Origin of the sequence: Pseudomonas rhodesiae, assembly GCF_013285305.1 — a bacterium.
GTDB lineage: Bacteria > Pseudomonadota > Gammaproteobacteria > Pseudomonadales > Pseudomonadaceae > Aquipseudomonas > Aquipseudomonas rhodesiae.
Genome location: NZ_CP054205.1, coordinates 2,018,981 through 2,039,968, shown reverse-complemented (window position 1 = coordinate 2,039,968; position 20,988 = coordinate 2,018,981). Strand labels below are relative to the sequence as shown.

General features: G+C 58.9%; 20 protein-coding genes. 4 read left to right on the top strand and 16 right to left on the bottom strand.

Annotated features, from left to right (window positions below):
- Positions 1–324 precede the first annotated feature (324 nt).
- Positions 325–687 carry a DUF962 domain-containing protein gene (locus tag HRH33_RS09275; protein ID WP_034112542.1) on the top strand — a complete coding sequence of 121 codons (363 nt, stop codon included), beginning with the start codon at positions 325–327 and terminating at the stop codon, positions 685–687.
- Positions 688–690: 3 nt separating this feature from the next.
- Here the strand turns inward: HRH33_RS09275 and HRH33_RS09270 are convergent, their stop codons facing one another.
- The 3 genes from HRH33_RS09270 to HRH33_RS09260 all read right to left on the bottom strand — a co-directional run bounded on the left by HRH33_RS09270 (position 691) and on the right by HRH33_RS09260 (position 2,673).
- On the bottom strand, positions 691–1,488 hold the full coding sequence (locus tag HRH33_RS09270; protein WP_167416569.1) for an acyl-CoA thioesterase: 798 nt from the start codon (positions 1,486–1,488) through the stop codon (positions 691–693).
- 89 nt (positions 1,489–1,577) lie between these two features.
- Positions 1,578–2,339: a CHAD domain-containing protein gene (locus HRH33_RS09265; RefSeq protein WP_167416568.1), complete on the bottom strand. Its 762-nt coding sequence runs from the start codon at positions 2,337–2,339 to the stop codon at positions 1,578–1,580.
- A gap of 55 nt (positions 2,340–2,394) precedes the next feature.
- A complete protein-coding gene (locus tag HRH33_RS09260; protein WP_034096561.1) occupies positions 2,395–2,673 on the bottom strand; it encodes a hypothetical protein in 279 nt (92 codons plus the stop codon).
- A gap of 218 nt (positions 2,674–2,891) precedes the next feature.
- On the opposite strand from HRH33_RS09260, the gene HRH33_RS09255 reads away from it, so the two are divergent.
- The gene (locus HRH33_RS09255) at positions 2,892–3,929 is read left to right on the top strand and encodes a patatin-like phospholipase family protein (protein WP_034096560.1); all 1,038 of its coding nucleotides are present in this window, start codon (positions 2,892–2,894) and stop codon (positions 3,927–3,929) included.
- Positions 3,930–4,026: 97 nt separating this feature from the next.
- Here HRH33_RS09255 and HRH33_RS09250 read toward each other — a convergent pair whose 3' ends face one another.
- The 6 genes from HRH33_RS09250 to kdpF all read right to left on the bottom strand — a co-directional run bounded on the left by HRH33_RS09250 (position 4,027) and on the right by kdpF (position 12,015).
- Positions 4,027–4,716: a response regulator gene (locus HRH33_RS09250; RefSeq protein WP_034096559.1), complete on the bottom strand. Its 690-nt coding sequence runs from the start codon at positions 4,714–4,716 to the stop codon at positions 4,027–4,029.
- Positions 4,717–4,753: 37 nt separating this feature from the next.
- On the bottom strand, positions 4,754–7,405 hold the full coding sequence (locus tag HRH33_RS09245) for a sensor histidine kinase (RefSeq protein WP_099312454.1): 2,652 nt from the start codon (positions 7,403–7,405) through the stop codon (positions 4,754–4,756).
- Between the two features lie 117 nt (positions 7,406–7,522).
- Entirely contained in the window at positions 7,523–8,068 is a 546-nt protein-coding gene (gene kdpC, locus HRH33_RS09240) for a potassium-transporting ATPase subunit KdpC (RefSeq protein ID WP_047883000.1), read from the bottom strand.
- Between the two features lie 84 nt (positions 8,069–8,152).
- Entirely contained in the window at positions 8,153–10,216 is a 2,064-nt protein-coding gene (gene kdpB / locus HRH33_RS09235; RefSeq protein WP_123480413.1) for a potassium-transporting ATPase subunit KdpB, read from the bottom strand.
- Between the two features lie 5 nt (positions 10,217–10,221).
- Positions 10,222–11,916, bottom strand: coding sequence for a potassium-transporting ATPase subunit KdpA (gene kdpA, locus HRH33_RS09230; protein WP_167416567.1), 1,695 nt, complete (start codon positions 11,914–11,916; stop codon positions 10,222–10,224).
- A 9-nt stretch (positions 11,917–11,925) separates the two neighbouring features.
- A complete protein-coding gene (kdpF, locus tag HRH33_RS09225) occupies positions 11,926–12,015 on the bottom strand; it encodes a K(+)-transporting ATPase subunit F (protein ID WP_003218754.1) in 90 nt (29 codons plus the stop codon).
- A 391-nt stretch (positions 12,016–12,406) separates the two neighbouring features.
- Here kdpF and eat point away from each other — a divergent pair, with 391 nt between their 5' ends.
- A complete protein-coding gene (gene eat / locus HRH33_RS09220; RefSeq protein ID WP_123480415.1) occupies positions 12,407–13,771 on the top strand; it encodes an ethanolamine permease in 1,365 nt (454 codons plus the stop codon).
- Positions 13,772–13,881: 110 nt separating this feature from the next.
- Positions 13,882–14,049, top strand: a complete 168-nt coding sequence (locus tag HRH33_RS09215; RefSeq protein ID WP_012722955.1) for a DUF2897 family protein — start codon at positions 13,882–13,884, stop codon at positions 14,047–14,049.
- A gap of 8 nt (positions 14,050–14,057) precedes the next feature.
- Here the strand turns inward: HRH33_RS09215 and HRH33_RS09210 are convergent, their stop codons facing one another.
- The 7 genes from HRH33_RS09210 to HRH33_RS09180 form a co-directional block, all read right to left on the bottom strand.
- Complete coding sequence (locus tag HRH33_RS09210; protein ID WP_167416566.1) at positions 14,058–14,906, bottom strand: urea carboxylase-associated family protein; 849 nt, start codon at positions 14,904–14,906, stop codon at positions 14,058–14,060.
- 13 nt (positions 14,907–14,919) lie between these two features.
- Positions 14,920–15,564 (bottom strand): GntR family transcriptional regulator, encoded by a 645-nt coding sequence (locus HRH33_RS09205; RefSeq protein WP_167416582.1) that lies wholly within the window; start codon positions 15,562–15,564, stop codon positions 14,920–14,922.
- A 159-nt stretch (positions 15,565–15,723) separates the two neighbouring features.
- Entirely contained in the window at positions 15,724–16,056 is a 333-nt protein-coding gene (locus HRH33_RS09200) for a ComEA family DNA-binding protein (protein ID WP_094064523.1), read from the bottom strand.
- Positions 16,057–16,166: 110 nt separating this feature from the next.
- Positions 16,167–18,164 (bottom strand): polysaccharide biosynthesis protein, encoded by a 1,998-nt coding sequence (locus HRH33_RS09195; RefSeq protein ID WP_167416581.1) that lies wholly within the window; start codon positions 18,162–18,164, stop codon positions 16,167–16,169.
- Between the two features lie 63 nt (positions 18,165–18,227).
- Complete coding sequence (locus HRH33_RS09190; RefSeq protein WP_094064525.1) at positions 18,228–19,253, bottom strand: MraY family glycosyltransferase; 1,026 nt, start codon at positions 19,251–19,253, stop codon at positions 18,228–18,230.
- Positions 19,254–19,268: 15 nt separating this feature from the next.
- Positions 19,269–20,219, bottom strand: a complete 951-nt coding sequence (locus tag HRH33_RS09185) for an NAD-dependent epimerase/dehydratase family protein (protein WP_342356333.1) — start codon at positions 20,217–20,219, stop codon at positions 19,269–19,271.
- A gap of 17 nt (positions 20,220–20,236) precedes the next feature.
- Complete coding sequence (locus tag HRH33_RS09180) at positions 20,237–20,986, bottom strand: glycosyltransferase family 2 protein (RefSeq protein WP_094064526.1); 750 nt, start codon at positions 20,984–20,986, stop codon at positions 20,237–20,239.
- Positions 20,987–20,988 lie beyond the last annotated feature (2 nt).

The following is a 20,988-nucleotide window of genomic DNA, read 5'->3' as shown; positions in this document are numbered from 1 at the left end:
CCATAGCTAACACAAACCCGACGTAAATTTTCACAAGCACAAAGCAAGAAAAATCCAAACCAAACGAGACTAACCAACTGACGCCGCATATCTATAAACACTCAAAAAAACTGCCCTTAAAAAATATACTTAGACCGTGCGCACCTCCCTGAAAGCAATGCAGCTTCCGCCTACGAAATCCAAAAACAATACCTATTAAATAAATAATCTGGAATTGTAAGTACATACTCACTATCCCCCCCATAGCCAACCCCAATTCGCCGCCCCGCCCTACCCCGCCTAGACTCTGTTCAAGTGGTTTCAACGGACAGAGGATTTATCATCATGGGCAAACGTCATCCCAATCTCCCCGCCTGGCAGTGGCGCCATTACCCGCAGAACCATCAGCATCCGACCAATCTGGCGTTGCATCTGATCGCGGTGCCGCTGTTTATCATCGGTTTTTTGTTGATCGTGTCCGGGGTGTTCAGCCTGAGTGTGGCCAGTTTTGCGGTGGGTGTGGTCGGTATCCTGGCAGGGCTGGCGTTGCAGCGTCATGGGCATAGCCTGGAAGCTCAGGCCAGTGAGCCGTTCAGTGATCGCAAAGATGCGGTGCAACGCCTGGTGGTCGAGCAGTTCGTGACTTTTCCGCGCTTTGTGTTGAGTGGCGGTTGGTGGCGCGCCTGGCGGCAGCGCCAACGGCATTGAGGGTCAGGCGAATACCACCACGGTCTGGCGGCTGATGGCGATCAGTTCACCGCTCGGGCTCCACAGTTCGGCAGCGGCGTGACCGTAGCCGTCGCGGGCGTGTTCGATGTTGACGTAGTACTGGCACCAGTCGAGGGTGGTGAGGTTTGCCAGCGGCTGGATGAATTCGATGGTCCAGGTCAAGGTGCTACCGGGGGCCGGTTTCTTCAGGTGCGGCAGCAGCGCCGGGGGCCAGGCGTCGACCAGCGCGAGGATGTGCGCCTCGGTCAGCGGCTCTTGTTTCACATCGCCACGCAGTCGGACCCAACCACCCATATCGCGGGATTTGTTACCGGTAAACGGCAGGCCGCCGACACTCCAGCGCATGGCCAAGTGGCGCATGAATTCAGGCGTCACCCCTTTGATATAGGGCAGCTCCTGGCATTCGTCCCAGTGTTTGAACGTGGGTGGCGGCTCGCTGGGGACGTCGATTTCCGACGTTCGAGACGCACCAAAGCTGGCCTGCACCAGTGTCGCGACTTCGCCGTTCTGCACCACGCGTCCGAGCAACTGGCTGACGGCCTTGCCTTCGCGCAACACTTCAACTTGATAACTGGCCGGCACCTCAGGCGCCACCGGCCCCACAAAGGTCACTGCCAGCGAGCGCAGTGGGCGATCGCCGGGGACTTGGGCACGCAGGGCCTCGTATTGCAACGCTGCCACCAGGCCTCCGAAGGTCGCACGACCCTGGGCCCAGTCGGCAGGGATGGTCATGTCCAAGGGGTTATGACGGGCAGCGTCGAGCAAATCACTAAAGTGCATGGCGACCTCAAAGCGAGAAACAGAAGACAGGATCTTAACCATCCTACCTACAGTGAACAGCGCCTATTCCGGCCAAAAACCGGACCGTCTCAAAAGCAGTGAGCGCTGAGTTTGTCCAGTACACGGTCGGACTCGCCCTCGGCCTTGACCAGGGTGCGCTGCCACACCGTCACGCAGGGCTGCAGGTCCGCTTGCTGTTCAGCTTGGGCCAGCCACTGTAAGCAATCGTGCCAGTCGCCGAGCACGGCCTGAGCTTTCTTGAGACGGGGGACGGCATTGGCGGGGAGCTTATCCAACTGCGGGTAAGCCTCGGCGGCGTAGCGCACACGCTTGATCAATAAGCGCAGACGATGCCGATCATGGCCCGGCTCTTTGAGCGCTGCGCCAAGGTTATGCCACTGCTTGGCCAAGCGTTTTTCGATGCGCGTGCGCAGTCCTTTGAGCAGTTTCTGGTGTTCGGAGGCCCGAATAAAGCGCGGAAAAGCGTCCAGAATCTGTAACAACTGTGCAAGCTCAGGGGATTGAGCTACGTGACGATAGGCATCGGGCTGCGGCCGCAAGCGTCGATCCGCCGCCTCGTGATGACCGTGCTGGTGCAAGTAAGCGGCCAGCACTTCCCGATCACGCAGGGGGGTAGTCAACTGACCGACAGCGCTGGCGGCGACTTCCAGTTGCTCTACACCCGGCAGCCCGCGCAAAGGTCGTAATAGGCTGCGCAAGCGGCGCACGGTGGTGCGCAGGTCGTGCAGTGCTTCATCATCAGTGACGGCGGCAAGGCGAGCCTGACAGCTCAGTAACCCCACTTCCAGGCCAATGACCTGGGCGACTAGCTGATCGACCAACGCTGACATCACTTGCTCCCCTGACGATGAACATTCCCCGACGACTCAAGATGCCCGACTCGGATCAGCGACCGGCGCGGGACTCACGAATGTAGAAGCGCGCTTTCTCGGCCTTGTTGGCACAACCTTCGAAGGCTTCGAATTGCTGTTGGGTCTTGGCGCCGGTCAACAGCGACAAGGCTTTAGAGTAGCTCACGGTACCGGCAAAGCCTTCGGCCTTGGCCAGGTCCAGTTCTTTCCAGGCGGCGTCCAATTGCGATCCGCAGCTGTCACGGTAGGCGGTTTTGCCGGCACAACCGGCCAAGGCCAACACGATCACAGGCACACACATCCAGGCTTTCATTGATGACACCTCAAAAGGAAGAAACAGTCGTACGGAATAGACGTTGCCTACAAGGAAAAGTGCCTTGTCCGCCAAGGGGAAATCATACTCGCCTATTGCCAGAGCATACTCGAGCCGCGTGGCTATTCTGGAAAATATAGTTCAGGCAGGCCGCGAAGATTGAAGCCGCCCCCTCAATGGGTGCATTGTGGGCGGCAGTCTGGGGAAGGACATGAACCATGAAGAAACGTGTTGCCTTGGTGCTGGGGTCCGGTGGGGCCCGTGGCTACGCCCATATCGGGGTGATCGAAGAGATCGAACGACGCGGCTATGACATTGCCTGTATCGCCGGGTGTTCCATGGGGGCCGTGGTCGGTGGCATCTACGCCGCCGGTAAGCTGGACGAGTATCGCCGTTGGATCGAAAGCCTCGATTACCTGGATGTGCTGCGCCTGGTGGACGTGAGTTTTCGCCTGGGGGCGATCCGCGGCGAGAAGGTCTTCGGACAGATCCGCAAGATCGTCGGCGAGCTGAATATCGAAGAACTGCGCATCCCCTACACCGCCGTGGCCACCGACCTGACCAATCAGCAGGAAATCTGGTTCCAGGAAGGTTGCCTGCACCAGGCCATGCGCGCGTCGGCGGCGATTCCCAGCCTGTTCACACCGGTGATGCAAGGCAATCGCATGCTGGTGGACGGCGGTCTGCTCAACCCGTTGCCGATCGTGCCGGTGGTGTCGAGCCACTGCGACTTGATCATTGCTGTCAACCTCAACGCCACCAACCAGAAGCACTATCAGTTACCGGTGATTCAGCGTCCACCGGCGTTCAAGAGTCGTTTCAACAGTCTGGCCAAGTCGCTGGGCTCGCACTTGCCGTTTCGCCGCAAACAGGCCGAGCAGTTAATGAAGCTTGAGCAGGAAGCCTTGCAGGCTCAGGCGGCGGATATCAACCCGTGGCTGGAGTCAGCGGAGCCCGAATCGCAGCAACCGGCGGCCGCGCCGGAAAAACCCGGGGCGCCGAAGTCGGCGACCGGTTCGTTCATCATCGATAACGTCGGCCCCGCATCGCTGCTGGATTTGATCAACCAGAGTTTTGAGGTGATGCAGACGTCGTTGGCGCAGTACAAAATCGCCGGCTATCCGCCGGATGTGCTGATCAACGTGCCCAAGCGGGTGTGCCGTTTTTTTGAGTTCTACAAGGCGCCAGAGTTGATCGCGCTCGGGCGGGAGATTGCGAGCGATACGCTGGATCGGTACGAGAGTGAGCAGCCTTGAAGGCGTCGGTATGACGGATGACGCGATCACGGGCAAGCCTGGCTCCCACAGGGGATTGCAAGGGGAAATGCCCGCGACTCGAACACAGGAAACTGCTCTACGCCCCCACTAATCGATACCCCACCCCGGCCTCGGTCACGATAAATCTTGGCTGGGTCGGATCGTCCGCCAGTTTCTGGCGCAAATGGCCTACCACGATGCGCAGGTAGTGGCTGTCTTCGGTATGGGTCGGGCCCCAGATGTCCTTGAGCAATTGTTGCTGGGTGATCACCCGCCCCGGATGGCGTGCCAGTTGCGCCAGCACTGCGTATTCCTTGCGGGTCAGTGCCACTTCGGCACCGTCCAACAGCACGCGGCGATAGGCCAGGTCGACGGTCAGCGGGCCGAAGCACAGCGCGGCTTCCTGCGTCTCCCCCGCGGGGGCCTGGCGCAACAGCGCACGAATCCGCGCCAGGAACTCTTGGATGCCAAAGGGTTTGGTCACATAGTCGTTGGCGCCGCCATCGAGGGCTTGGACTTTCTGTCCTTCGCTGGCGCGCACCGACAGCACCAGCACCGGCACCGTCGACCACTCTCGAAACTCGCGCAGCACTTGCTGGCCGTCCATATCCGGCAGGCCGAGATCCAGCACCAGCAAGTCCGGTTTGCTCAGTGCGGCCTGGGCCAGCCCTTCGCTGCCAGTGCCGGCTTCGATCACTTTGTAGCCCTGGGAGGCCAGGCTGATGCGCAAGAATTTGCGGATCTGCGGTTCGTCATCAATGACCAAAATCGTCGCGGTCTGGCTCATGGTGTTCCATCAAAATCCGTAGAAAAAACAGGGTAGCTCACGGCTCACGTTCCAGGCCAGGCTGGGTGGGCAACGGCAGGAACAGACTGATGCAGGTGCCGCGCCCATCGATGCCCTCGGCGACGCGAATATGCCCGCCGTGGGCGCCGACCATCCCTTGGCAGATCGCCAGCCCCAGGCCGGTGCCCTGCCCGCCACGGTCGCCACGCGCAGCGGTGTAGAACATATCGAAAATCTTCGCGCGCTCCTCCTCGGGAATACCCGGCCCCTCGTCAGCCACGGCAAAAAACAGCTGATTGTCCGCCACCCCGGCACTCAGTTGCAGGCGCCCGTGGGGCGGCGAAAAGCGCGCGGCGTTTTCCAGCACATTGACCAGCGCCTGTTCGATCAATGCCGCATGCACATACAGCAGGGGCAATTCGGGCGGCACATCGGTACTCACCTGCAACGGCGCCAGCACCGCGCGCAAACGGCCAAGGGCGCTGCCGACGATATCCCCGGGAGAGACCCAATCGCGCGCCAGCTTAAGCGCGCCGTGGCCCAGGCGCGTCATGTCCAACAAATTCTGGATATAGCGGTCGAGACGCTCGGCCTCATCGCGGGTGCCTTCGAGCAGTTCGCGCCGATCCTCCAAGGGAATCGCCTCGCCGAGGGCCAACAGGCTGTCGATGCTGCCGCGCATGGACGTCAACGGCGTGCGCAAATCGTGAGACACCGAGGCGAGCAAAGCGCTGCGCAGTTGCTCGGTTTCACCGTGCAAACGCGCGGACTCCAACTCTTGCGCCAGCTGTGCGCGGGCCAACGCTTGGGCCAGGGGCTGACTCAACGCCGTGAGCAGGCGACGGCGCTGGCCGCTCAATTCCAGGCCGGGTTTGGCGCTGACGCCGAGTAAGCCCAGCGGCCCCTCTTCCCCCGACAACGGCCACCACCACCAGCGTCCGAACGGTAAGGTGCCGGTGCCCATGCCGGCCGGCTGGTCGTGTTGCCAGGCCCAATCGGCGGCGGCGCGCTCAGCTTCGGTGAACGTCAGCGGGCCGCCGGTCTCGACCTTCCAGCCGCCCTGACCGTCGCGGTTGACCAGGCACAGGTCCAGATCGCTCCACCCCTCCAAGTGATGGGCTGCCGCACTGATCACCGCCTGGCGGTCGGTGGCGGCGGTGAGTTTGCGTGACAGGTCCAGCAGTTCGCTGGTCTCTTCCTGGGTATCGCGCAAGGCTTGCAGCTGGCGACGCTGACGCGCGGCGAGGTTGCCGGTAAGCGCCGCCATCAGCAAGAAGAACAACAGCGTCAGTACGTCTTCTTCGCGCTGGATGGCAAACGAGAAGTTGGGCGGAATAAACAGAAAGTCATAGGTCAGGAATGACAGCGCGGCGCACACCAAAGAAGGCCCCAGGCTGCTGCGCACCGCCACCAGCAACACCGCCGCCAGGAACACCAGCGAGATATTCGGTAACGGCAGCGCGCTCGACACCGCCCACGCCACGCCAGTTGCCACCAGAGTGGCGACCACTGCCAGGGCGTAATCGAACCACTCCAGGCCGCGCACTTCCGGCAGACGCGGCGGGGCCGGCACATCGTCGCTGTCGAGCACGTTGATTTCCAGGCCCCGGGCATTGCGCAGCAGGCGTGCCGCCAGGCCGCCACCGAACACGCGGCGGTGCCAGCGCATGCGCGACTGCCCCACCAGCAGCAGGCTGGCGCGGCGTTCGGCGGCGTGTTGGATCAGGGTCTTGGCCACCTCGCCGGCACGCAACAACACCACCTCCCCGCCAAGGCGCTCGGCCAGTTGCTGGGCGTTTTGCAGGCGCAGGCGTGATTGCTCGTCCCGTGCGCGACCGTTATCAATATGCACCAGGCTCCAGGGCAGATGCCGACGCTGCGCCACGCGGCTGGCGTGGCGCACCAGACGTTCGGCCTGCGCATCGCCATCCACGCCCACCAGCAAGCGCCCGCGCACAGCCGGGGCGTCTTGACCGAGTTGGCGGTAACCCTGGGCCAGATCAGCGTCGACATGGGCCGCAGCGGCCTGCATCGCCAGCTCGCGCAGGGCCGTCAGGTTGGTCTGAGTGAAGAACGCATCGATGGCTGCGCGCGCCTGTTCCGGCACGTAGACCTTGCCATCGCGCAGGCGCTCCAGCAGTTCGCGGGACGGCAGGTCGATCAGCAACAGCTCGTCGGCCTCCTGCAGCACCCAATCCGGCAGGGTTTCGCGGACCTGCACGCCGGTGATGCCGCGCACTTGATCGTTGAGGCTTTCCAAGTGCTGGACGTTGACCGTGGTGAACACGTCGATACCGGCGGCCAGCAATTCCTGGATGTCCTGCCAGCGCTTTTCGTGACGGCTGCCGGGGGCGTTGCTGTGGGCCAGCTCGTCCACCAGCACCAGCTTAGGCTTAGCGGCGAGCAGGCCGTCGAGGTCCATCTCTTCCAGCATCACGCCGCGATACTCGCTGCGCACCAGCGGTTGCTGCGGCAAGCCGCTGAGCAAGGCTTCGGTCTCGGCGCGACCGTGGGTTTCGACTACACCGGCGATCAATTTGACGCCTTGGCGCAGCTGGGTATGGGCGGCCTGGAGCATGGCGTAGGTCTTGCCCACCCCCGGCGCGGCGCCCAGAAAGACTTTGAGCCGGCCACGGCCGTGCCGGGGCAGATCGGCTAACAGGGCATCGGCGCGGCCGGAGTCGCTCATGCTCGGGGGTTCCTTCAGGTGTTGATTGGTTGCGCTTCAGGCCGCCTTCGCGGGCAAGCCCGCTCCCACATGCGTACTCCTGTGGAAGCGGGCTTGCTCGCGAAGGCAGTTCACTGCTTACAATTTTTCCAAGGCCATGTTCAATGCCAACACATTCACCACTGGCGGGCCCACCAGCGGGCTTTCGACATGTTCATCGAGCAAGCGCTGCAAGGTCGACAACGGCACATTTCGCGCCGCCGCCACGCGCGCCAGTTGATAGGCAATCGCCTGCGGTGGCAAGTGTGGATCAAGACCGCTGCCAGAGGTAGTCAGCGAGGCCAGAGGCACCGGCCCCTGACTCGGTACGAATTGCTTGGTCGCGTCATCGAAGATGCGCGTCGCCAGCGCCGGGTTGCTTGGGCCAAGGTTGCTGGCACTGCTTGAGACCGTCGCAAAAGCGCCGGCCGATGGACGCGGGTGGAACCAGCTGTCACCGGTAAAGTCCTGGGCGATCAGGCTGGAGCCACGTACTTTGCCGCTGGCATCGCGCACCAGGCTGCCGTTGGCCTGGTCGGGAAATGCGACCTGGGCGACACCGGTGACCACCAACGGGTAGGCGATGCCGGTAATCAGCGTCATCAGGACCAACAGGCTGATGGCTGGGCGAATGATAGGGGTCATGTTCATATCCTCAATCAGTTGAGAAACCCGCTGGCGAGGGCGCCGGGGCACTCCCCGAGCAAACTCCCTCGCCACGGTTTGGAATTACACCAAGTGCAAGGCGGTGAGCAGCATGTCGATGGCCTTGATGCCCACGAACGGCACCAGAATCCCGCCCAGCCCATAGATCAGCAGATTGCGGCGCAGCAACGCCGCAGCGCTCGCCGCCTGCACCCGCACACCGCGCAGGGCCAGTGGGATCAACACCACAATGATCAACGCGTTGAACACAATGGCCGACAGGATTGCGCTCTGCGGGCTCTGCAAGTGCATCACGTTGAGCACGCCCAATTGCGGATAGATCGAGGCGAACAGCGCCGGCAGGATCGCGAAATACTTGGCCACGTCGTTGGCGATGGAAAACGTGGTCAGCGCACCGCGAGTCACCAGCAGTTCCTTGCCGATCTGCACCACGTCCAGCAACTTAGTGGGGTCGCTGTCGAGGTCGACCATGTTGGCGGCCTCGCGGGCGGCCTGGGTGCCGTCGTTCATGGCCATGCCGACGTCGGCCTGAGCCAGCGCCGGGGCGTCGTTGGCGCCGTCGCCGCACATCGCGACCAGGCGACCGTCGTTCTGCTCATGGCGAATGCGCGCGAGCTTTTTCTCCGGGGTGGCTTCGGCGAGCACGTCGTCCACGCCCGCTTCGGCGGCAATCGCGGCGGCGGTCAGCGGGTTGTCGCCGGTCACCATCACGGTGCGAATCCCCAGTTTGCGCAGCTCGGCGAACCGTTCGCGAATGCCAGGCTTGACCACGTCCTTGAGGTGAATCGCACCGAGTAACTTGCCGTCGGCGCACACCAGCAAAGGCGTGCCGCCGCTTTGGGCGATTTTGTCGACTTCCCGCGACAGCGCCGCCGGCAGGCCGTCCCGTGGCAGGCCGATAAACGCCAGCAACGAATCCACTGCGCCTTTGCGGAACACACGGCCCTGGTAGTCGACACCGGACAAGCGGGTTTCGGCGCTGAACGGAACACCGGTCAACTCATCCGCAGTCGGCTCGGCCTGAGGATGCAAGGCGCGCAGGTATTCGACGATGGATTTGCCTTCAGCGGTGTCATCGGCCAGGGATGCCAGCAGCGCGCCTTCGGCCAATTCCCGCCCGCTCACGCCTGGCGCGGCAAACACCGCCGCGCAACGGCGGTTACCAAAGGTGATGGTGCCGGTCTTGTCGAGCATCAGCACATGCACGTCCCCCGCCGCTTCCACGGCGCGACCGGACTTGGCGATCACATTCAGGCGCACCAGGCGGTCCATGCCGGCGATGCCGATAGCCGACAACAAGCCGCCGATGGTGGTAGGAATCAGCGTCACCAGCAGTGCGACGAGGAACACCAACGGCAAGCTGCCATTGGCGAAATGGGCGAATGGCTGCAGGGTCACCACCACCAGCAGGAAGATCAGGGTCAGACCGATCAGCAGGATATCCAGCGCGACTTCATTGGGGGTTTTCTGGCGTTTGGCGCCTTCCACCAACGCGATCATGCGGTCCAGCGTGGATTCGCCGGGGTTGGCGGTTATGCGGATCAGCAGCCAGTCGGAGACCAGCCGCGTGTTGCCGGTGACGGCCGAACGGTCGCCGCCGGACTCCCGGATCACGGGCGCGGATTCCCCGGTGATCGCCGCCTCGTTGACCGCGGCGATGCCTTCGATCACCTCGCCGTCACCGGGGATCATCTCCCCAGCGGCGACGCGCACCACATCACCTTTACGCAGGCTGGTGGCCGGCACCACCTTGAAGCTGCCATCGGCTTCCTGACGGCGTGCGCTGAGCCCTTCGCTACCGGCCTTGAGGCTGTCGGCGCGGGCCTTGCCACGCCCCTCGGCCAAGGCTTCGGCGAAGTTGGCGAACAGCACGGTGAACCATAGCCACACCGCGATCTGCACAGCGACGAAGGTGGGCACCGCGGTGTCCGGCACAAAGCACAACACGGTGGTGAGGATAGCGGTGAGTTCCACCACCAGCATTACTGGCGAGCGTTGCAACTGACGTGGGTCGAGCTTGACGAACGCTTGGATCAGCGCCGGGCGCCACAGGGCGGAAATCGCGGTTTTGGCCGGCTCCTGGGGTTTGACCGGAGCAGCGTTTTTTACAGGCATATTCATTTTCATATCCCTCAGAAGCCCATGCTCAGGTGTTCAGCGATCGGGCCCAGTGCCAGCGTCGGTAGGAAGGTCAGGCCGCCCACCAGCAAGATGGTCACGGTCAACAGCGTCACAAACAGCGGGCCGTGGGTCGGGAAGCTGTTCTGGCCAATGGGCGCGGCCCTTTTCATCGCCAGGCTGCCGGCCAGGGCCAGTACCGGGAGGATGTAACCGAAGCGGCCGATCAACATGCCCAGGCCCAACATCAGGTTGTGGAACGGCGTGTTGGCACTCAGGCCGCCGAACGCTGAGCCGTTGTTGGCGCTGGCTGAGGTGTAGGCATAGAGCAACTGGCTGAATCCGTGGGGTCCAGGGTTGCTGATGGCGGAAGCCGGGCCCGGCAGGCTGGCGGCGATAGCACCGAGTACCAGCACGCCAACCGGCATCACCAGCAGGGTCACCACCAGCAGTTGCACTTCCTTGGCCTGGAGTTTCTTGCCAAGGTATTCCGGGGTGCGGCCAATCATCAGGCCGGCGAGGAATACCGCGATCAACACGTTGAGCAACATGCCGTACATGCCGGCGCCGACGCCGCCGAAGATCACTTCGCCGACCATCATATTGACCAGCGCCACCATCCCGCTGAGGGGGCTGAGGCTGTCCTGCATGCCGTTGACCGAACCGTTAGACGCGGCGGTGGTGGTCACCGACCACAGCACGGTGCCGGTGGTGCCGAAGCGCGCTTCCTTGCCTTCCAGGGGTGCGGTTTGCTCCACCGCCGGGTTGTTTAGGGTTGGGTTGGGCTGATACTCGGACCACAGCGAGGTCGCGCCGCCGATCAGGAACAGTGCCAGCATGCAGCCGAGGATCGCGCGGCTCTGACGCAGATCCTTAACGTAGTGACCAAAGGTAAATACCAACGCTACCGGGATCAGGATGATCGACGCCACTTCGAATAAGTTGGCCCAGGCAGTCGGGTCTTCAAACGGATGCGCCGAGTTGACGCCGAAGAAACCGCCACCATTGGTGCCCAGTTGCTTGATCGCAATCTGGCTGGCGGCCGGGCCGAGGGGAATCACCTGATCCACGCCCTGCAGCGTCACGGCATCAACGTAGTGAGCGAAGGTCTGCGGTACACCCTGCCACACCAGGAACAGCGCCAGTACCAGGCACAATGGCAGCAGGCCATAGAGGGTGGCGCGGGTCATATCCACCCAAAAGTTACCCAAGGTGCGTGCGGATTTACGACCGATCCCACGGCAGAGTGCGACCAGGACGGCAAGGCCGGTGGCTGCGCTGACGAAGTTCTGCACGGTCAGGCCGGCCATCTGGCTGAGGTAGCTCAGGGACGCCTCACCGCTGTAGGACTGCCAGTTGGTGTTGGTCATGAAACTGACCGCTGTGTTGAAGGCCAGCGTCCATTCCTGGCCTGGCAATTGCTGCGGATTCAGTGGCAAAGAACCTTGGAACACCAGGATCGAGAACAACAACACAAAGCCCGCAAGGTTGAACGCCAACAGGGCCAGCATGTATTTCTGCCAGCTCTGTTCCTGCTGCGCGTCCACGCCCGCCAAGCGATAGCAGACTTTTTCGACGGGCCCCAGTACCGGGCTCAGCCATGTGCGCTGGCCTTCCATCACCTTGTAATAGAACCGCCCCAGAAACGGCGCGGGCACCAGCACCACGGCGAAGAAGGCGATGATCAGCCAATAGTCATAACTGTGCATAGCCTGCTCCTAGTTCCGATCCGCGCGTAACAGCGCAACCAGCAGATAAATGAACAGCGCCACGGCCAATAGCAGTGACACCCCGTCCAGAACGCTCATGGAAGTCTCTCCGTTTAGCGGCGAGTGCCGCGTGTGGGGCAATTGTCCGCAGGAGTGGTGTAAAGGAACGAGAGCGAGGGTGTGGGCGGGGCGTAAAGACAGCGTAAAAGAGTGGGTTTATGCGGGTGCGGGTGCCGGGGTGGAAGCTATCGGGGGCAAGCCCCCTCCCACAGGTTGACCTAGGATGTACCCGGGCAAATGTGGGAGGGGGCTTGCCCCCGATAGCGCCGGCTCAGCCAGCACCGCACCTAACTGGTGCAACACCACAAAACTCCAAACGCCAAACCATCCCCCACACGACAGTTGCGCCGCTTTACGACACGGTTGCGCGGCATGGCATGGCCGCTGCAACACCTTGAATCATTCCAACCCGTTCAAGGAGCGCCACACGATGAACACACAACTCAAACCCAGCTTGGGCACCCTGCATCTCTGGGGCATCGCCGTCGGGCTGGTGATCTCCGGGGAGTACTTCGGCTGGAGCTACGGCTGGGGTGTGGCCGGAACCCTGGGGTTCTTGGTGACCTCATTAATGGTGGCGGCCATGTACACCTGCTTTATCTTCAGTTTCACCGAGCTGACTACCGCGATTCCCCACGCCGGCGGGCCGTTTGCCTACAGTCGCCGCGCCTTTGGTGAGAAAGGCGGCCTGATCGCCGGGTTGGCCACGCTGATCGAATTCGTCTTCGCGCCACCGGCCATTGCCCTGGCCATCGGTGCCTACCTGAACGTGCAGTTTCCGGCGCTGGACCCCAAACACGCCGCCGTCGGCGCCTACATCGTATTTATGGGCTTGAACATCCTCGGCGTGAAGCTCGCCGCTACCTTCGAGCTGGTGGTGTGCGTGCTTGCCGTTGCTGAGTTGCTGGTGTTCATGGGTGTGGTGGCGCCCGCCTTCAGCTTCAGCAACTTCGCCCTAAACGGCTGGGCCGGCTCAGACACCTTCGGCGCCCCGGCGATTGCCGGCATGTTCGCGGCAATCCCCTTCGCCATCTGGTTCTTCCTCGCCATCGAGGGCGCGGCCATGGCCGCCGAAGAGGCGAAAGATCCCAAGCGCACCATTCCAAAAGCCTACATCAGCGGCATCCTGACCCTGGTGATCCTGGCCATGGGCGTGATGTTCTTCGCCGGCGGCGTGGGCGACTGGCGCACCCTGTCGAACATCAACGACCCATTGCCACAAGCCATGAAAACCGTGGTGGGCGACAGCTCCGGTTGGTTGCACATGCTGGTGTGGATCGGTCTCTTCGGTCTTGTGGCGAGTTTCCACGGCATCATCCTGGGCTACTCGCGCCAGTTCTTCGCCCTCGCACGCGCCGGCTATCTGCCCTCTTCCCTCGCCAAGTTGTCGCGCTTTCAGACACCGCACCGCGCCATCGTCGCCGGTGGCGTGGTCGGCATCGCGGCCATCTACAGCGACGGCCTGATCAACCTGGGCGGCATGACCCTGACCGCGGCGATGATCACCATGGCTGTGTTCGGCGCCATCGTGATGTACATCATGAGCATGCTTAGCCTGTTCAAACTGCGTAAGACCGAACCGCTGCTGGAACGCACCTTCCGCGCGCCGGGTTACCCGATCGTGCCGGGCATTGCGTTGGTGTTGGCGGTGGTGTGCCTGGTGGCCATGGCCTGGTTCAACGCGCTGATCGGGCTGATCTTTCTGGGCTTTATGGTGGTGGGGTTCATCTACTTCCAGATGACCGCCCAACACCGCGCCGATGCACCCGCGGATGCAATGTTGACCGGGCTCTAAAGTTTTGAGGCAGAACAGGCCTACACTGAACTACTCAGAAAGCCTGTAACTCAAAGCAGTTATTCCCGTGGGAACACTCTCCCACGGCAATCTGCCTCAAGGAGAGCGTTATGCCGTGGTATGCATGGTTGATTTTAGTGGTCGCGATCGGGTCGATCGTCGGTGGCCTGATGATGCTGCGAGACAGCGCCAACAAGGTTGAACTGACCGACGAACAACGCAAACGCGTGGCCGAGCGAAATGCGCAGGCGGATGCTAAGGATGCGCAGGATCGCTGAATCTTGAGTTACTCCCAATCCGCTTTGGCAATCTGCAAACCGTGCTGCCCTTTATAGGCAGCACGCTCCGGCTGGCTCCAGCCACTCAGCAATTCATCCTCCAATTTATAGATCTCCACACCCAGTGGTCGGCACACCGTCAGCGGGTCTTGCGCCTCCGGCCCCCACATCGGCAGCGACAAATCCCCACCCGGGCAGGTCGACAGCGCACACAGCAGATCGATCTCGGCAAAGAACTCCAGGTAATCACCCTTCTGCGCGGGGCAGGCTTTCATGAAGTACATGTCGTCATGATTGAGGCCCGTGCATTGGAAAATATTCAACACGTCATGCACATCGAACTCCGTCAGGCCGTGGGGTAACACCGCCCGGGTCAGGTTCGAATGGCAGTGATGATGGAAGTCTTCGCCGGTGAGCATACGGTTCACATAGGGGTCGCAACGCGTACCGAGCAGATCGTGCAACCGCCCGCCGTGCTCGTCGATGCCGTAGTTGGCCAGGCTGTCGTCGGTGATGGTGACCAAGGGGCGTAAAAATGGCAGGTTGGACCATAGCCGGTCATGAGTGCTGACATGGGCGCCCTGTAATTGCCGGGTACGCGCCGCCCACAAACGCTCCCGCGGGTCATTGGCGTTCCATACGTTGAAATCGCCGACCTGCGGGCCGACCGGCGTTGTCACACGAAACACATGCCCGGCCGGCACCTTCCACGCCCTCCCCGTACGAATCGGCACTTCGAACTGTTCGATCAACTGGCGTTGATCCTTGCGATCCCGGATGCGTTCATAAAATGCGGTATCCACCTGCAACGCTGAACCTTTACTGACCTGATAGGCGGCGGGGTAGTCTTTGTACATGGGCAATCCTCCATCAAGGGTGATCAAAGAGGGCGAGGGAAAGGTGTTCGGAATCATCCAGGTAGAGGCTCATTGCCTCGCTGGCCGACGGCTTGTTGTTATTGGCTAATAACGCGTAGATCTCACGGTCCCGTTCCAGCCAGGGCAACTGGAAACGCTGCTCATCAGGCGCGGCGCAAAATACCAGGCGTAATTGGGCGATTACCTGGGCGAAAAACTCATTGAACAATGGGCTGTGCAGCAACCCGACGATCTGCTGGTGAAACATCAAACTGTGAGTGGCAACCGCCCGCCAATCTTCGCGCTCTCGGGCAAGAGTGGTGGCGTCGATAGCGTTTTGCATGTGCTCGGATTGCTCACGAGTGAGCGCAGCACTTTGGGCGATAGCTTGCAACTCCAAAGTACGACGGACCACAAACAAATCACGCACCTCCTCTCGTGCCAGCCGCCGGACCATAACGCCCTTATTGCGCACATAGCGTGTCAGCCCTTCCTGGCCCAAGCGATGCAGGGCTTCGCGGATTGTATTGCGCGAGGCGTTATAAGACTTGACCAACTCGGCCTCGACCAAGCTCATTCCAGGCAAGAGTCGTCCACCAATAATATCGGCCCGTAGTTCCAGCGCGATTTGGTCGGCTAGAGACAAGGTTGCTGGCATGTGCACCTCACGATTGTTGAACAATCTTTTGTGTAGAGGTAAACACTTTTTGTGCCAAGCCTCGGCTCTCTGCTCAATAAAAAATCGGGACAGGTACTTACAGGACCCGATGCAGATAACAAAAAGGCCAGTCAATGACCGGCCTCCTTATTTACCCCATCAATTGATCGAGAGTCTGTCGCGGTTCTTCTCCAAGAGAGCCCTGCCAACGCCTTTTACCTCCAGCAACTCTTCGACCGCCGTGAAAGGACCATTGCTTTCACGATAGGCGATGATCGCTTTGGCTTTGGCGGCTCCGATGCCGAACAGGTCCCGACGCAGGGTTTCGGCGTCGGCGGCGTTAAGGTTGACCTTGGCGGATTGCTCGCCCTTGGCGGTAAGCGCGGCAACAGGGGCTGGAGCTTCGGACTTAATGGAGGGCGCTGCGGTGGTGGTCAGGGATAGACTGGTAAGGAAGGCAAAAACAAGAGAGGCAAAGTAGTTGTTTTGCATGAGTGACGCTCCGTGAGATCGATAAGAAAAAAGCAGCTTTCCGAAGCTGCTTTTTTAACTTAGGCGATGTTTGGAGAGAGTCAAAAGCGGTTGAGTAACAGGGTGTTAAGTTACGGTTCCAGACGGCGCTGCTGGTAGATCCAGTCGACGATTTCGCCATCGGGGGAGTAGCCGCTGACGGTGTCGCGCAGGAGTTGGCGTACACGTGTGTAATCGTCTTGATCAACGGCAGCCAGCAACTCGGTGAGCTTGCTTTTGAGCACATCCCATGACAGATGATCTTCATTTGCGCTCATGATCATCGGGTGTTGAGTAGCGACTACGTTGTCGCCAATCAGTAACTCTTCGTAAAGTTTTTCGCCAGGACGCAGACCCGTGAACTCAATTGCAATATCACCATGAGGATTTTTGTCGGAACGCACACTCAGCCCTGACAAGTGGATCATCTTCTCTGCCAGCTCCCCGATTCTCACCGGCTCGCCCATGTCTAACACAAACACATCCCCCCCCAGCCCCATGGAACCGGCCTGGATGACGAGTTGCGCTGCTTCAGGGATAGTCATGAAGTATCGGGTGATCTTGGGATGAGTGACAGTCAACGGACCGCCGGATTTAATCTGTTTATGAAACAACGGAATAACAGAACCCGACGACCCCAACACATTCCCGAATCGAACCATTGTAAAGCGCGTTTTATTAACGTGTGAAATGTTGGATCTGTCGCCAAATAGGACAGGGGCCAATTCACGACTGAGTGCCTGCAGCGTCAGTTCTGCCAAGCGCTTGGTGCTACCCATCACATTAGTTGGGCGGACAGCTTTATCGGTTGAAATCAAAACAAAGTTCGCAACGCCAGCCTGCAGTGCAGCCTGAGCCGTGTTAAGAGTGCCTATTACGTTGTTCAATACACCTTCGGCAATATTATGCTCAACCATCGGTACATGTTTATAGGCCGCCGCATGGTAAACAGTGTCTACGTGCCAAGTTTTCATGACGTCCAGCAGCTTTGGCTGATTACGTACAGAACCTAAAATAGGCAAGATTTTGACCGACAACGACTCACGCACAATCCGTTGCTCAAGCTCCGAAAGGATGCTGTAGAGGTTAAATTCACTGTGTTCAAATAGCAGCAATGTCGTCGGTTTGAGGGCTAATATTTGCCTACATAGTTCAGACCCGATTGACCCCCCAGCGCCGGTCACCAGGACGCTATTCCCTTTGATGCAGTGTTCCAGCAAATCCTCTTGGGCGGGAACCGCATCACGGCCAAGCAGATCGGCGATATCCACTTCTTGGATATCGTCTACTTTGACTCGACCGCTTGCTAGGTCCATGAAACCTGGAACGCTTCGCACATGAAGCGGGAACCCTTCGAGAAACCCCAGGATTTCACGACGTCGACCACGATTTGAGGAGGGGATCGCAAGCAGGATTTCCTCTGCCCCTGTCGCGTCGATCATGCGTTGAATATGCTTCGGCTTGTAGACTTGGAGGCCCGAAATAACGCGATCACTAATACTTACATCATCATCAATGAACGCGACCGGTCGCATCACTCGTCCCATCCGCAGAGCCGCTACCAACTGATTACCCGCAGCTCCTGCGCCATAGATAGCCACTTTAGGCAACCCATTGTCACGATTAGTGAAGGGCACGTGTTGTGCCGCAGTGAACCAGTCGCCCAAAAAGTACTGACGCATCGCCAGGCGCAACCCGCCGATAGTGATCAGGCTGAGCCACCAATAGTTAAAAATGATTGAACGCGGCACCACGTTCTGGTGGTTGCTATACCAATAAACAACAACTGCCAATATCAAAGACGAGAGGCTCACTGCCTTGATAATTGCGATCAATGCATCGTTACCAAAATAGCGCATGACCGCCCTGTACATACCAAAACGGATAAACAGAGGGATCGCAATCAGGGGGGCAGAGATAAAAAGCCATGGATGCATGCGGATTGGATTGATCATTTCATCGATCCCCAAACGCACAACGAATGCCATCCAGAGCGCGAGCCACACCAGCACGACGTCGGTGAGAACCTGAAGGAAGCGTTTAGATCGGCGAGGTAGACCTAACAAATAGGTCCGTAACATATCCATAATTACCTCCAAGCGGGTCAAGCATCACAAAAACAGCATTAATACAGCGCATATTCCAAAGGCTTATTACCCGGCCTGACTCTTCTCAACTGCACCCGCATGGAACTTCCAAGCCAATAGGGCTAACGGAGTATATGCAATTATCACACCCAAAAAACCATCCAACCCCAACACCCCAACGCACAGCGCTACTGGAAACAGCCAGACTACGTTCAGAAGCCCCGCAGTCAACGTCACGGGCAAATGCCGGCCAAACTGTCGTGACGCATACTGGTAGGCGTGGCTACGGTGCGCCTCATAAACTTTATCCCCACGAACTAGGCGCCTGATAAGGGTAAATGTAGCATCTACGACGAATACCCCCATCAGGATTAGCCAGACCCATACAAGAGAAGGAGATGTGCAGGCTGCTTGCAAGGATAAAATCCCCAGAGTGACACCTAGGAAACCACTACCGGCGTCTCCCATGAAAATTTTCGCTGGAGGAAAGTTCCAATACAGAAAGCCCGCTACCGTAAATGACAACAACAATGGCGCCCATGCCAACGAACTGAAACCCATCAACGTACTAATCAGTGCTGCACCAAGGCAAACGGAGATAGCCTGGATACTGGCTAAACCATCGATTCCATCCATGAAATTATAGAGATTGAGCATCCACACCAAGTAGAAGAGGGACAGCACAACCCCAATCCAGCCCATATCAAACACGACGCCCAATATAGTCAGTGGAGGAATTCCACCCAGCCAAAAAAGTGCCCATACCGCAGCACTGAAATGGCCAAGCAGCCGCCATCGAGCTGCGATATGACCATGATCATCCAGGAACCCCAATACCGCGATGCCTGCACCGGCGCCTAGCAACCCAAATGTCGACGCCCAAGGCAAAAGCGAAAATATCGAGAGCAAAGGCAGCAATAGTAGAAAGCTCAGTACGATCGACACCCCTCCTCCACGGGGAGTTGGGACCGTATGAGAACTACGGGCATTGGGTACGTCTATCAAGCTTTTAGAAAGCGCATAGCGTCGGAGAGCACTCGTTAGCAACAGAGAAATGCTACCGGCAATAACAAAAAAAATCCAAACCATCACTACCACTCCAACGCTTCACGAACCGACGACTTTGTTACTGAACTCTTGTCCTGCTTTGATCATTGCCATTTCAGCCGAAACAGGTGGCACCCAGCCAAGCAGTTGCACGGTTTTGGACGAGTCTATCTGCAACGAGCCGCACAGCTGGGTATAAAGCGCCGGCTTACCCAATAACCTCGCAGACACTCTCAGAATGCTTATAGGTAAAGGGATCAAACGCGTTCTTTGACCCATGCCCCGGGCCAAAAGATCAATTATCTGTGCCGTGGAGAAGTTAACGCCATCAGAAGCTAAGAACACCTGATTCGCTGCTGCGGGGTGCTCCACGCAAACACTGATGAGGTCAACCAGATTTTCTAGAGCGATCATGCTTCTACTGTTTTTCACCCGTCCAAAAGGCAAAGGAAGCCCCGAATGAACAAGCTTTAGTAAGCGGTGAAAGTTTCCTGGGGCGTGGGCCGCATAAACCAAGGGCGGCCGGATGATGACAATTTCCATCTCCGTGGTTTTGGAGAGTTGCATCAAACCCGTTTCTGCTTCCAACTTTGAAATTGCGTAATCCGCATGCGGCGCCGGAACAGAGGTCTCTGAGAAAGGATGTCCGGTGGTAAGTGCACCATTCACACCGATTGAACTGATAAAAACGAAGCGCCGGACACCCTGAGCGGCCGCCTGCCTTGCCAAGTTAAGGGTAGCCTCGGTATTGGATTCTCGGAACAGCGCCAGCGCATTGCTTTCCCGCGACAGGACGTGAGCGCGCCCTGCCAGGTGAACTACACAGTCGACACCAACCAGTGCGCCGTGCCACATCGTACGGGCACCGAATTCCCCCAAGTTGAACACCTGGCAACGTGGATCAACGTCCGCATGATCAGATCGGGACGCCGCGACAACCGATCGACGCCCTTCCTCTAGCAAATGGCCCAAGAGCCGCGAACCAACAAAGCCGGTTGCTCCTGTAATCATTACCTTATTTAAGGACGTCATTTAAAAAAGTAACTGGCAACTTTGAAAGGGATCTTCATGGCGATCATGAAAATGTTGGTATAGATGCCGTTCTCTTTGCAGGCTCGGACAATCTCCATGTTTTGGTGTACTTTCCACCAAAACCCAGTCGTACTGATGCCGCCCTGACGCATCTTGACCATATTCGCGTCATGCCTGGCAAGCTTGATACCTTTGGTGATAAAGCGGGCCATAAGCTCAAAGTCCGCCGAAACCCGATAGCCCAGCTTGTAGTAGCCAAATTGCTCGAAAAGACTACGACGCGCGTAAAAAGTCGGGTGGGGAATCATAAAGCCAAAACGAATTTTCCAAGCCGAAAACCCAGACGACGAGTACTTACGCGTTACAACTTCAGTATTGTCGCGCTCGACAAACACCAGATTTGCATATGAAGCGTCACAATCGGGGTTGGCTCGCAAGAACTTTACCAGCTCCTCAATGGTTGAAGTGCTTGAGAACACATCATCCGAATTAAGAATACCGACATAGTCTCCTGTCGCAAGTTTAATACCCTTGTTCATCGCATCATAAATACCTTTATCCGGCTCACTCAGAACAGTTGATATACGCCCGTCGTAGTCAGAGATAATGGCCAGCGTAGAGTCCTTTGAAGCGCCATCAATAACGATGTACTCAATGTCTTCGTAGGTTTGCGCCAGAACAGACTCCAACGTATCACGAATAGTCGAGGCACTGTTATAGCAAACGGTGATAATTGAAATTTTCACAC